Origin of the sequence: Acinetobacter sp. V89_7, assembly GCF_029967895.1 — a bacterium.
Classification (GTDB): domain Bacteria; phylum Pseudomonadota; class Gammaproteobacteria; order Pseudomonadales; family Moraxellaceae; genus Acinetobacter; species Acinetobacter soli.
This window is the reverse complement of the sequence record NZ_JASCAJ010000028.1, coordinates 55,473-68,087: the sequence shown is the minus strand read 5'-3', so window position 1 is coordinate 68,087 and position 12,615 is coordinate 55,473. Positions and strand designations below refer to the sequence as shown.

General features: G+C 43.4%; 11 protein-coding genes. 3 read left to right on the top strand and 8 right to left on the bottom strand.

Annotation, left to right across the window (positions count from 1 at the left end):
• Window position 1 precedes the first annotated feature (1 nt).
• Window positions 2–1,375: a diaminobutyrate--2-oxoglutarate transaminase gene (locus tag QLG00_RS09235; protein WP_004936432.1), complete on the bottom strand. Its 1,374-nt coding sequence runs from the start codon at window positions 1,373–1,375 to the stop codon at window positions 2–4.
• A gap of 475 nt (window positions 1,376–1,850) precedes the next feature.
• Between QLG00_RS09235 and QLG00_RS09230 the strand changes: the two genes are divergently transcribed.
• Window positions 1,851–2,555, top strand: coding sequence for an SIMPL domain-containing protein (locus QLG00_RS09230; protein ID WP_282470845.1), 705 nt, complete (start codon window positions 1,851–1,853; stop codon window positions 2,553–2,555).
• A 73-nt stretch (window positions 2,556–2,628) separates the two neighbouring features.
• Here the strand turns inward: QLG00_RS09230 and QLG00_RS09225 are convergent, their stop codons facing one another.
• Window positions 2,629–3,723, bottom strand: a complete 1,095-nt coding sequence (locus QLG00_RS09225) for an acyl-CoA desaturase (RefSeq protein ID WP_004936426.1) — start codon at window positions 3,721–3,723, stop codon at window positions 2,629–2,631.
• A 13-nt stretch (window positions 3,724–3,736) separates the two neighbouring features.
• Window positions 3,737–4,798, bottom strand: coding sequence for a ferredoxin reductase (locus tag QLG00_RS09220; protein WP_004946394.1), 1,062 nt, complete (start codon window positions 4,796–4,798; stop codon window positions 3,737–3,739).
• Window positions 4,799–4,940: 142 nt separating this feature from the next.
• Between QLG00_RS09220 and fabR the strand changes: the two genes are divergently transcribed.
• Window positions 4,941–5,633, top strand: a complete 693-nt coding sequence (fabR, locus tag QLG00_RS09215; RefSeq protein WP_004936421.1) for an HTH-type transcriptional repressor FabR — start codon at window positions 4,941–4,943, stop codon at window positions 5,631–5,633.
• Between the two features lie 158 nt (window positions 5,634–5,791).
• Window positions 5,792–6,298, top strand: coding sequence for a DNA starvation/stationary phase protection protein Dps (dps, locus tag QLG00_RS09210; protein WP_004936417.1), 507 nt, complete (start codon window positions 5,792–5,794; stop codon window positions 6,296–6,298).
• A gap of 65 nt (window positions 6,299–6,363) precedes the next feature.
• On the opposite strand, the gene rapA is transcribed toward dps, so the two are convergent.
• From rapA to thiE, 5 genes are all read right to left on the bottom strand, one after another.
• Complete coding sequence (gene rapA, locus QLG00_RS09205; RefSeq protein WP_004936414.1) at window positions 6,364–9,201, bottom strand: RNA polymerase-associated protein RapA; 2,838 nt, start codon at window positions 9,199–9,201, stop codon at window positions 6,364–6,366.
• 141 nt (window positions 9,202–9,342) lie between these two features.
• Window positions 9,343–9,987, bottom strand: a complete 645-nt coding sequence (locus QLG00_RS09200; RefSeq protein ID WP_282470844.1) for an RluA family pseudouridine synthase — start codon at window positions 9,985–9,987, stop codon at window positions 9,343–9,345.
• 140 nt (window positions 9,988–10,127) lie between these two features.
• Window positions 10,128–10,547: a heme-binding protein gene (locus QLG00_RS09195; protein WP_282470843.1), complete on the bottom strand. Its 420-nt coding sequence runs from the start codon at window positions 10,545–10,547 to the stop codon at window positions 10,128–10,130.
• Window positions 10,548–10,598: 51 nt separating this feature from the next.
• Window positions 10,599–11,897, bottom strand: a complete 1,299-nt coding sequence (hemL, locus tag QLG00_RS09190; protein ID WP_282470842.1) for a glutamate-1-semialdehyde 2,1-aminomutase — start codon at window positions 11,895–11,897, stop codon at window positions 10,599–10,601.
• A 29-nt stretch (window positions 11,898–11,926) separates the two neighbouring features.
• The gene (gene thiE, locus QLG00_RS09185) at window positions 11,927–12,562 is read right to left on the bottom strand and encodes a thiamine phosphate synthase (protein WP_004936400.1); all 636 of its coding nucleotides are present in this window, start codon (window positions 12,560–12,562) and stop codon (window positions 11,927–11,929) included.
• Between the last annotated feature and the right edge of the window lie 53 nt (window positions 12,563–12,615).

Genomic DNA, 12,615 nt, shown 5'->3' with positions numbered 1-12,615 from the left:
ATTATTCGCCTCGAACTGCTTTGAGTGCATCCGCCAATGCTTTTTTGAAGCGTTCAATGACTTGAACACATTCATCTTGATTGATAATCAGCGGGCAAAGTAAACGGATCACAGTACCGTTGCGACCACCTTTTTCAAGCAGTAACTTATGGTTAAAACATGCAGTTTGAATCGCTGCGGCCAATTGTGCATCGGCAGGCAATGAACCCATATGATCTGCTGGTTTACGTTCGTCGACAATCTCGACACCCACCATCAAACCACGGCCACGCACGTTACCGATACATGGGAATTCTTGTGCCAGCTTTTTCAGCTCTGCTTGTAGAAATTCACCACGCTCATGTGCATTTTGAGCAAGCTTGTCATTTTTGATGGTATCTAAAACAACCAAGCCTGTACCCATTGCTAACTGGTTACCACGGAATGTTCCAGTATGACCAGCAGGTTGCCATGCATCGAATTTGCGCTTGATACCGAGTACAGCAAGCGGTAAACCACCACCCACTGCTTTAGACATCACCACAACATCAGGCTCGATCCCTGCGTGTTCGAATGCAAACATTTTACCTGAACGGCCAAAGCCTGCTTGAACTTCATCTAAAATCAATACGATGTTGTGACGCTCAGTCACTTCACGGATTTTTTGCAACCATTTTACTGGTGCAGTCACCACGCCGCCTTCACCTTGAATTGCTTCAAGAATGACAGCTGCAGGCTTGGTTACGCCGCTTTCAACATCTTCAATAAAGTTTTCGAAGTAGTAAGTGAGTGCATCGACACCCGCTTCACCACCTAAACCAAGTGGGCAACGATATTCATGCGGATACGGCATGAACTGCACGCCCGGCATTAAATTATTCACTGCATTTTTCGCACTTAAGTTACCAGTCATTGCAAGTGAACCATGGGTCATACCATGGTAGCCACCTGAAAAACTGATCACTGAACTGCGACCTGTATAGGTTTTCGCAAGTTTGATTGCTGCTTCAGTGGCATCTGCACCAGATGGACCACAGAACTGTAAGCAATATTCTTCTTTTCCACCTGGTAGAAAAGACAGCAATGCTTCAGTAAATGCATCTTTCAAAGGAGTTGTAAGATCCAAAGTATGCAATGGCAGACCACTTGCTAGCGTGTCTTGAATACTTTGAATAACAGCAGGGTGATTATGACCAAGAGCCAATGTCCCTGCCCCCGCTAAACAATCGAGGTATTGTGTACCTTCAACATCTGTAACCCAGCAACCTTGTGCACGAGCTATCGCAAGAGGTAACTTGCGCGGATAGCTACGAACATTTGATTCCATCTGACTTTGGCGAGTCAGGTAATATTCGTTGGTGGAATTGGTGGCAGGATTTACGGAATTAACGCTCATATCGGATTACCATCTCAGATAAGGGTTGAAAGAAATAAGTCTGGTGACTTGCGGTCCTTTGACTCGGTGCTTGTAGGATTCTAGTAAAACAGCGATTGCTTTTATGATACTAGGAGGGCGATGATACCCTTTTTTATATAAAAATAAAGACCTTTTGGCCTTTAATTTCATATAACTTGTCCAAAAAAAACGATCGTGTTTTTCCTTGCCTAAATTATCATCATACTATGTGACACCCTAAAGAAAACCCGCTTTTTTTTTCATCAACAGTGTTATTTGCGTTTTTTTGAACTCTCGATATAAACCCTAATATTAAGCCTATGTATTTAAATAGAATTTGTATCAATTAAAATTGCAAAATGATGCAAAGTATTACAAACTCACCACAAAAGCTTCTCAAAAAATATGAAACTAATTACTAAGATGTTTTCTAAGTAAAAAATAATTTTTACAACATACATTTTAAGGAATTTATATGCGTACTTTAGTACTCTCAGCCTTGCTTCTTACAGGAACAATTTCGGGTTATGTCTCAGCGGCTGGACCAGAAGCTTTGAACTATAATGTCATCAATATTCAGTCAGATGCATCACGCCAAGTTTCAAATGATCAAATGCATGCCGTGCTATTTATTGAACGTAGTAACAAACAGCCGGCAGCACTTTCTACGCAAATTACACAAGCCATGAATCAAGGCTTAGCGATTGCGCGTAAATATCCACAAGTTAAGGTAGAAACAGGCACACAAACCACGTATCCAGTTTACGATAACGACAGCAGTAAGTTTAAAGAATGGCGTGGGCGCGCCGAAATCCGTCTTGAAAGCAAAGACTTTAAGGCAACCAGTCAGCTGATTTCTGAACTACAGCAAAACTTTCAAACTGAATCGATCAACTTCACTGTTTCCGATGAACAACGTAAAAAAGTTGAAAATGAGCTGATGATTGAAGCATCGAAGGGCTTTCAACAACGTGCACAAATGGTGAGTCAGGCATGGAACAAATCAGGATATAACCTTGTTAGTCTTAATTTGAACACCAGTAATTACGTGCCACAACCGATGATGATGCGTGCAAGCTTAGCAAAATTTTCAAATGCGGAAGCCGCACCTGCTCAGGATGTGGCCGCTGGAGAGTCAAAAATTACCGTAAATGCCAATGGTTCAATTCAATTGAAATAATCACTGTAATTACTCTAAATCAAAAAAAGCATGCCAGATTGATCTGGCATGCTTTTTTTTTACGAGTAAACCATTACTTTTTAAATGGAAACGCGTATTTCACGATACGTCCCAATACCTGACCATATTGTTTAAGCAGGCTAGCATTGTTGTAGTTGAGTCCATACTTTTTACATACAGCCTCGACTTTAGGTGCCATCTGACGATAACGACGTGCCGGAATATCTGGAAATAAGTGATGTTCAATCTGGTGGCTCAAGTGCCCAGTCAAAATATGAAACGCTTCTGAACCCGTCAAATTAGACGATCCACGAATCTGACGCATATACCAGTGACCACGGCTTTCGTCTTTCAGTACTGTTTTTGGAAATACTTCTACATCTTTAGTGAAGTGACCACAAAAAATAATACTAAAAGTCCAGACATTTCGCATACCGTTTGCCACCAGATTGCCTGTAAAGACTGGCAATGCCGCTGGGCCTGCAATCAATGGAAAAAACACATAGTCTTTAAACAATTGCTTGCCAATTTTCTTTTGTGTTGGTTTCCATTCTTCGACAAACTGTTTCCACGTTTTACGCTTATAAATGAGTTTACCAATTTCAAGATTTTGAATGGCCACGCCCCACTGAAACAACAGGCAGAACGGAATACTATAAATCGGTTGCAACAAAAAGCCGGGTTTCCAGCGTTGCTCTGGGAATAAACGCAATAAACCATAACCGATATCATCATCAATGCCTTTGATATTGGTGTATGTATGATGCTTAAAATTATGCGTCTGACGCCAGTTATCTGCTGTACCTACAGTGTCCCATTCATATGTCTGACCATTGAATTTCGGGTCATTCATCCAGTCGTATTGACCATGCATGACATTATGACCGAGTTCCATGTTTTCCATAATTTTAGAAAAGCCTAGCAAGCCTGTACCTAAAATCCATGCTGGTGGGAACCAGCCTGCAAATAAACAGGCACGCCCGAGCACACTGCTGTAACGAATCGCGGAATAGACGCGACGGATATAACGTGCGTCTTTTTCACCAATATCATCCAAAACATCTTGTTTAATTTGGTCAAGTTCTTTCGCAAATGCCTCTAGTTCAGCGGCAGTTAATTCTCTGTTTTTTGGATTTTTAAAAAATTCTAGTTTAACGGGTGCATTCATGGGAGTACTCACATTAAAGATCAATAACAAGATCAGATTTTGCCGAATTTACGCAAATTTTAAGCAAATTGTTTGGCTCAGCATTTTCGCTGGCATTGAGCAAGTTTTTGGTGGCGCCTGTGGCTTTTTGACACGCACATTTGTTGCAAATTCCCATACGGCAACCATAAGTTGGTTTCACATTCGCCTGTTCGAGCCCAGCCAGAATCGACTGACCTTTCGGAATAGCAACGGTCTTATTGGATTGAGTGAGCGTTACATTGATAAAGCCTGTTTCATTAGTATCAATGGCACTCATACTGAATGCTTCGCTCATAAATACCTGTGCATGACCAAACAAGTCTTCGGCTGTTGCTACAAATCCTGAAGGACCACATGCATAAACTGTCGATTGATCAAGATCATCAATTGCAGCAAGATGAGTCACATTTAAACGCGAATCATGCTCCTGATCTTGGGTATAAAATACATGAAATTTAAATAATGGATATTGTGCTGCCAATGCTTCAAATACATTTAAGAATGCAGCATCTTCGTGTCGCTTTACCCAGTACATCAAATCGACTGGCGTGTGCTGAAGCTGACTTTTGACCTGCATACCTTCAATCAAGCTCAACATTGGGGTAATACCGCTTCCCGCTGCAAGCATCACCACGCGTGACTGAGCAGGTATAAGCATATCACCAAAAGGTTGGCCCAGCTCGATTACCTGCCCCACCTGACTATCCTCGACCAACCAGCGGCTTACTATGCCATCAGCCACTTTTTTTACTGTCAGTACAAGGGTGTTGTCGCGCTCGGTCAAACTATAGTTACGCTCATAAAGACGGCCCTGCACCTTCACGCGAACAGGATGATGCTGTCCTGGCTGGCCAAGATTCACATGGCGATTTGGCTCGAGTGTCAACGACACTGTATCAGCTGCAACGTTCTCTTTACGCACAATTTTTGCAAGAGCACGATGTGTAGACCAGATAGGATTGATTTTTTGAAGCCAGAAATCAGTCGCATGCGGGTCGAACACTGATTCGGTCAGTGAGCGTAAGAGTGTGTTTCTCTTGGAGATAGATTGCATGTTGATACTACTCGATGTGTCGCTTTTTTAATTATTATACACCTGTATATAAATTTGTATATACAGTTGTCCTTTTATTTACGTTTCAAATCGTAAGCTGCTGTGGTTATAATGAGATGAACTTACCAAACTCTTGCAAAATATGGCGTCAACTTCTCTTTCTCACGTGCTCGACAATCCTTCTCACAATCCCGAGATTTTTGAGAAAGCGCCAATTCGTACTGTGGGTCGTAAGGCAACCATCACCAAAGAAGAGTTATTTCAAGCCGCGCTGAACTTAATTGGCCCCGAAAAAAGTATATCGTCTTTAAGCTTAAGAGAAGTTGCACGCGAAGCTGGCATTGCACCCAATAGTTTTTATCGTCATTTTAGAGATATCGATGAACTGGCAATCGATTTGATTAATCGTGCTGGGTTAGTGTTGCGTCAGATCATTCGTGAGTCACGCCTGCAAGCATCAAAGCAAAACAGCATTATCCGTAGCTCTGTTGAGGTGTTTATTCAGCAGCTCGATGCAGATGAAGGCAATTTAAGCTTGCTGCTTCGTGAAGCATATACTGGCTCAAAATCTTATAAAGAAGCAGTTGAGCGGCAGCTCAATTTTTTCCAGCAAGAACTGCAAGAAGACTTGATCCGTCTTGAACGGCTCAATCATAGCCGTTTGTCACACCCCGATCTTGTGTCACGTGCCATCACCCAACTGGTGTTTACCATGGGTGCCAAAGTGCTTGACTTACCAATCGATGAACGAACAGCAATGGCTGAACAAACCATGATTATGATTCGCATGATTTTAGAAGGTGCAAGACACCTCGATGAAGCCAAAATACGTTAAGTGTGATGTCACAGGATGTGACGCTTTATTTATCGAACTTATACAAAAACTTTAAAAATCAAAACATTTCAGCGCGTATTTATCCATTAACCTAATGAAGTGTTTTTCGTAATCGACTTTCGAGTCGGTTGATGCTTTATAACAAAAAGAGGTTTTTCATGGCTAAGTCAACAAGCAAAGTACTTAAAGTATATACCCGCAACAACCTAGATGCAGCGGTTAAAGAATCTACAGTAAAAATCTTGAACCAGATTCTGGCTAACCTGATCGACCTTTCTCTCATCACCAAACAAGCGCACTGGAACATGCGCGGCAGTAACTTTATTGCCGTTCACGAAATGCTTGATACATTCAGAACGTCACTCATTACCCATCTAGACAACGTTGCAGAACGTTCGGTACAGATTGGCGGTACCGCTTACGGAACCACACAAGCTGTTTCCCAAACGTCGCACCTTAAGGCGTATCCAGTTGAAATCCACGATGTACAAGATCATTTGAAAGAACTTGCAGATCGCTATGGCGTAGTGGCGAACCACCTACGTGATACCATCGAAGAAATCAAAGATCCAATTTCTGAAGACATCATTCATGCTGCGCTTGAAGATTTAGACCAGTATTTATGGTTCCTCGAAGCCAACATTGAGCAAGATCAAACCACCTAATTTGGGTCATATAAAAAATGGGAGCATCTGCTCCCATTTTTACTGTCTAACATTTTGGTTGATGCTTATGGTTTTACTACAACCATCACCTGAATCGCATTGGGTGTCAACGAAATCTCTTCGAGCAAACTAATTCCTTCTTTTTGCAGTTTGACCAGTCGATCAATTTCGTCTTGACGAATGCTCGGATTGAATTGCTGCAAGTAAGTCAAACGGTCAATTTCGTATTGCCATTTTTGGCTATAGTGCTGTTTGGCCTGCTCTTTGAGTTTTGGCAACTCTTCTTTGGCAGATCCAAGTGCCTGCGTATAACGCTCCTCAATCACATCACGACGTGCCTTAACAACCTGACGGCAGCTATTGCCATCGAGGTGATGCAAATACGGACGTAAAATAGCCGGATCAATTTTTTCAGACAAGTCTTGTCCTGTTTCACTCAACAGCACGCGCACCAATTGCTTTGGTAGGCTCGCTTGCAAGTTCAGTGATTTAGGAGCCACAACGTCTATTTTAAACCAGACTTCAAGCAAGATTGTTCCTTGCTTCAAGGCATTCGATTTAAGCAACGCCACATTGGTACTACCAAATGATTGCGTATTGATCATTTCCATGACGCTTTCGATAAACGGATGCTCAAGTGTCAGATACTGTGCATCTTCACGAATTTGCGCTTGGTCACGGTAAAAGGTTGCCGTCATGCCATCTTCGTCTAAGGTCAGACCTTGTACCTGCATCTGGTCGGTTGGTTTAATAATCACCGTACCGTTACTTTGTTCATCAAAATCGATATTGGTTGACGACATAAAACGCTTCATAAACATCGGGAGCGTGGTGTTGTCGTCGTAATCTTCGAGTGCCTGAACAATTTTTTGTGCCACAACAGGTCGACATGAGTTGTACTCAAGTAAACGATCTCGACCAGCTTGCAATTCATTTTCAAGCGCCTGACGCTGAACATTCACTTCTTCAAGCAAATCTTCAAACTTTTGCCCTAAATCTGCCAGCAAACACTCTTTTAAGTCCACAATGAAGTTTTCTTGTAAGGTTTGTGCCGTTGGCGAAATACTACTGAAAATATTGAGCGCTTCGTTGTACCAGCGGAACATGCGTTCTTGTGCTGTTCCAATCAAATAAGGAACATGAATCTGAATACGGTTTTCTTGTCCAATTCGATCTAAACGACCAATACGCTGCTCAAGTACATCTGGGTTGGCCGGTAAATCAAATAAAATCAAATCGCTGGCAAATTGGAAATTACGACCTTCAGAACCAATTTCAGAGCAAAGTAAAATCTGGGCACCATAGCTTTCTTCAGCAAAATACGCTGCCGCCTGATCGCGCTCAAGCAAGCTCATTCCTTCATGGAACATTGCCGTGCGAATACCCGCATGTAAGCGCAATGCACTTTCTAGCGCTTCGACCACTGGGCCACTACGTGCAATCAGTAATACTTTTTTGTGTTTTAAATCTTTTTTCAAGATCTCCATGAGCCATGGCACACGCGGATCGGTTTGCATCCATGCACCATCGAGCTGACCTTCTTCAGGCCACATTTGCTCACGTAATTTACCGTCGAGCGACCAATCGGCTGGTGCCTCTAATGCCGCAGGCTGGCAATCACGCCCTGGAAAGCCCTGAATTGCTTCACGGGTATTACGGAACAAAATACGTCCAGTTCCGTGGCGGTCGAGTAACTCATGAATGGCACGGTAGCGTTGCTCTGGAATATCGTCAATCCGATGTCCGAGCAAGCTTTCAATTGCACCGATATGCGCTTCAGCCAGTGGCTCATCCGACATCAATACCTCAGCCACTTTCGCGGTTTGTTGATACTGCTCTTCTTCGTCTAGGAAGCGGTCTAAGCTGCTAAAGCGCTGTGGATCTAATAAACGCAAACGTGCGAAGTGACTTTCCACACCCAATTGTTCAGGGGTTGCGGTGAGTAACAAGACACCCGGCGTTTGCTCTGCAAGCTCTTCAATCAGGTCGTAACGATCGTTACCCCCTTCTTCTTCGCTCCACATCAGATGATGTGCTTCATCGACCACCAATAAATCAAAACCAGCTTCAAGCGCCTGTTCTCTGAGGTCATCATGGTCAATCATTAAATCGACGCTGGCGATAATGCATTGCTCGGTCAAGAACGGATTCAGCTCTGGGTCGTGCTCTTTTATAGAAGCGGTACGGGTCAGATCAAACAATGAGAATTGCAAATTGAAACGGCGGCGCATTTCAATCATCCACTGATACTGCAATGAATCTGGCACCAAAATTAAGATACGCTCGGCACGACCAGTTTTTAACTGCTGATGGATAATCAAGCCTGCTTCAATGGTTTTACCAAGGCCGACTTCGTCTGCCAGTAATACGCGCGGCGCAAAACGTTGTCCCACTTCATGTGCAATATAAAGCTGATGCGGAATCAGCCCAACACGCGCACCAATCAAACCACGCAATGGACTGCTGTGCATATGCGCTTGTAAACGCAATGCTTCAATACGCAGGTCATACCATTCTTTATAATCGATTTGGCTGGCCAGTAAACGATCGAGTGGTTTTGAAAGCTGAATGTGGGCACCAATACGGGTTTCGTTTAAGGCTTTACGTTCTGCTTCGCCATTTGCAAGGGTACGCATCACGTTATAGCGCAACACACCATTACGATCTTCGATCGATTCGACTTGCCACTTGGCGCCTTCTTGGTCTTGAACTTCATCGTTTACATTGAAGACAATCCGAGATAAAGGAGCATTGTTGCGTGCATAGACACGCGTTTCATCACTTTTAGGAAATAATATGCTGATAGAGCGCTCATCAACATCAATTAAAACACCTAAGCCGAGTTCAGTTTCCGTGTCTGACAACCAACGTTGACCAATAGCAAACTGCTGCAATTTTTCCACCTTTATCTCAAGTTATCACTACATTTTACGCTGGCCATAAAAATGAATGGCAGTCGTTTTGTGTAGTCTTTACGCAATGTATTTTGACATAAAGCTCATCAAAAAAAATGAACTTTTAACGAATGTTGTAGGGTTTTCGCATTAAAACGGAACGGGACAATGAAAGCTCATCAACTCGTCAGTTTTTGGGTGATAAAAACTTAATTGCTCTGCATGCAAACACAAACGTGGCATCAATTGCTGATGCGCGAGTTCTGCATAGAGGGTATCGCCTACAATCGGATGCCCCAGATATTGCATGTGTACGCGCAGCTGATGCGAGCGCCCTGTAATCGGTTTGAGCTTCACACGTGTGACCGCAACGCCATCAATCTCCAGATGCTCCATCACTTCCCAATCGGTGAGCGCTGGTTTTTTAAAATCTGGATCTGCAATATGCAATGGCGGACGTGCTGGATCATACACCACGGGAACACTGATCTGCCCTTTTCCGTGAAGCTCACCCACCACAAGCGCTTGATAAGTTTTATCGGTTTGACGAGACTGGAACTGCTTTGAAATGGCACTTTGTGCCGCTTTATTCAAGGCAAAAACCAAAATCCCGGAGGTATCGCGATCTAGACGATGAATAAGTAATGTTTTGGGTTCGATTTCGACTAAGCGCGTGAGTAAACTATCGAATAATGCGTCGCCTTTCCCCGGAACACTGAGTATGCCTGCTGGTTTATGGACAACCATGAAATCTTCATCGCGATGGATCAGGTGATCAGTGAGAAAATTACTCAATGTTTTCTTCCAGAGGTGATGTAAAAATCAGCCGGCAATAATAAAAAGCTTGGCTTGGAAATACAATGCATATCTGTCGTTTTTCAGCAACTTTTTCATAAATTAGCGCTTGATTTTAGCAGATTAGCGACTTTCAAGCATTAGCTCTTTATCTGGGCAAGTAATTGCGCAATTGCATATTGTGCAATTTCAGCATCTTGATAAGACTTTACGCCAGAAATTCCAATCGCGCCCACCAAATCGTTCAAATAAAGAATCGGCTCACCACCTTCAAGTTGGCCTTTAAAGGTATCAACTGTTAAAAAGCCCATTTGACCATTACGAATCAGATCTTCAAAAGCTTTGGTCGGACGGCGGCTCAAGGCTGAAGCTTTGGCCTTTTCAAGGCTTAAACCCGCAGTGAGTGCAGATGCTCCATCCATACGCTTCATGAGCAACAGTGCACCGGCATCATCTACAATAGCAATACTGACCTTAAACTGATGCTCTTGTGCATACTTGATTGCGGCATCGACCAGAATTTCGGCATCATCCAGTGTCAGGTAATGTTTCGTTTTCATCAGGTTTACTCCAATAAAAAAGCCCGAAACCGGGCTTTTTAGATACATCAATTATTTCATTTCGGCAAACGTTTCTTTGGCAGCCTGAAGTGTAAATTCGATATCTTCATCGCTATGCGCAGCAGAGATAAAGCCAGCCTCAAAAGCAGACGGCGCCAAATTTACACCACGCTCAAGCATACCGTGGAAAAATTTTTTGAATGCACCAATGTCGCAAGCCAGCATCGAATCGAAACTGGTGATATCTTCTTGATCTGTAAAATACAAACCAAACATACCACCGGCTTGCTGGGTTTTAAACGGAATGCCTGCCTCATCTGCCGCTGCCTGTAAACCACTTAACAGTTTCTCAAGCTTTTTAAACAGATTATTGTAAAAATCTGGCTGACGAAGATGCTTAAACATGGCAATTCCGGCACGCATGGCCAATGGATTACCAGACAAGGTACCCGCTTGGTACACACCACCAAGTGGTGCGATACATTCCATGATTTCACGCTTTCCGCCAAAAGCACCCACAGGCAAACCTGCACCGATGATTTTACCCAAAGTGGTTAAATCCGGTTTAACATTGTATGCAGCCTGAGCACCACCCAGCGAAACACGAAAACCTGTCATGACTTCATCGATAATAAATACTGCACCATATTGATCGCAGACATCACGAATCGCCTGTAAGAAACCCTCAATTGGTGTCACCAGATTCATGTTACCAGCAACAGGCTCAACAATCACTCCAGCAATTTCATGGCCAAACTTGGCAAAACATTCTTTTAAGGCTTCAATATTATTATACGGAAGCGTTAGGGTATGCTTTGCAAAATCGACTGGCACACCTTTTGAGGTCGGTTCACCTTCACCGAGTGTGAGTAAACCAGAACCCGCCTTAACCAACAATGAATCGGAATGACCGTGGTAACAGCCTTCAAATTTAACAATCTTGTCACGTCCGGTGTAACCACGTGCCAGACGGATTGCCGTCATGGTCGCCTCTGTACCCGAGTTGGTCATACGAACCATTTCAATCGACGGCATGATATCGCAAATAATATCAGCTAAAGTGGTTTCATGTACGGTTGGTGCACCAAAGCTCAAACCATCTAATGCCGCAGTTTGTACGGCTTGAATAATATCTGGATGCGCGTGACCCAAGATCATTGGCCCCCACGAACCCACATAATCGACATAACGCTTGTCGTCTTCATCCCAAAGATATGCACCTTGTGCTTTTTTAATAAACACAGGCGTTCCGCCAACGCCATTAAACGCACGAACTGGCGAGTTGACTCCACCTGGAATATGTTTACTGGCTTGCTCAAACAATTGCACTTGCTTTGGAGATAAACGCATGAATACTCTCGATGATTAATAAAATTTGACTATGAATTTACAGCAGATGACGGCGCTGCAAATAAAGCAGCCCATGCTTGAATACGCGCTGGAATATCCTGAACGGGTCGACCTAATATATCACTAATCACCGCACACAGGTCAGCCCCCTGCTCAATCACCACCTGCGCATTCTCAACCGTTAAGCCGCCAATGGCACAAATTGGCACATCAAACTGCTGGCGTGCCTGCCGAATCACTTCAATACCGACATTGCCCGCTTCAGGCTTTGTTGAGGTGGCGTAGATTGCACCGAATGCCACATAGGTAGCACCATCTTGAATGGCTTTTTCTGCAAGCGCCAAGGAGTTCAGACAAGTACGACCAATAATCACGCCTTGCGGTAATTTCTGTGTAGCATCTGAAATTTCACCATCAGATTGCCCCAGATGTACGCCCAGACCATAGCGAACCGCCAGATCAAGATCATCGTTGATCACAAACGGTACATGATATGCTTCGCACAAGACTTTAATTTGTTCTACTTCAAAATATTGATCGGTTTTGGCAACCTTTTTTCGGCGGTATTGCAAAATAGCGATATGACCAGTCGATAATGCAATTTCCAGTTTATCCAATAACAACTCAAGCGGATCATCATTGGTAATAAGGTATAAACCGCGCATGAACTTCGTTCTCAACTGTACTGACCTGTAAAGTATAGCAAATTTGCTTTCAT

What these genes read in the sequence shown, in the direction of transcription:
- dps (WP_004936417.1), top strand. Translation starts at nt 5,792, where the DNA reads ATGGCTAAGTCAACAAGCAAAGTACTTAAAGTATATACCCGCAACAAC.
- QLG00_RS09230 (WP_282470845.1), top strand. Translation starts at nt 1,851, where the DNA reads ATGCGTACTTTAGTACTCTCAGCCTTGCTTCTTACAGGAACAATTTCG.
- QLG00_RS09195 (WP_282470843.1), bottom strand. Translation starts at nt 10,547, where the DNA reads ATGAAAACGAAACATTACCTGACACTGGATGATGCCGAAATTCTGGTC.
- fabR (WP_004936421.1), top strand. Translation starts at nt 4,941, where the DNA reads ATGGCGTCAACTTCTCTTTCTCACGTGCTCGACAATCCTTCTCACAAT.
- QLG00_RS09225 (WP_004936426.1), bottom strand. Translation starts at nt 3,723, where the DNA reads ATGAATGCACCCGTTAAACTAGAATTTTTTAAAAATCCAAAAAACAGA.
- QLG00_RS09235 (WP_004936432.1), bottom strand. Translation starts at nt 1,375, where the DNA reads ATGAGCGTTAATTCCGTAAATCCTGCCACCAATTCCACCAACGAATAT.
- thiE (WP_004936400.1), bottom strand. Translation starts at nt 12,562, where the DNA reads ATGCGCGGTTTATACCTTATTACCAATGATGATCCGCTTGAGTTGTTA.
- hemL (WP_282470842.1), bottom strand. Translation starts at nt 11,897, where the DNA reads ATGCGTTTATCTCCAAAGCAAGTGCAATTGTTTGAGCAAGCCAGTAAA.
- QLG00_RS09220 (WP_004946394.1), bottom strand. Translation starts at nt 4,798, where the DNA reads ATGCAATCTATCTCCAAGAGAAACACACTCTTACGCTCACTGACCGAA.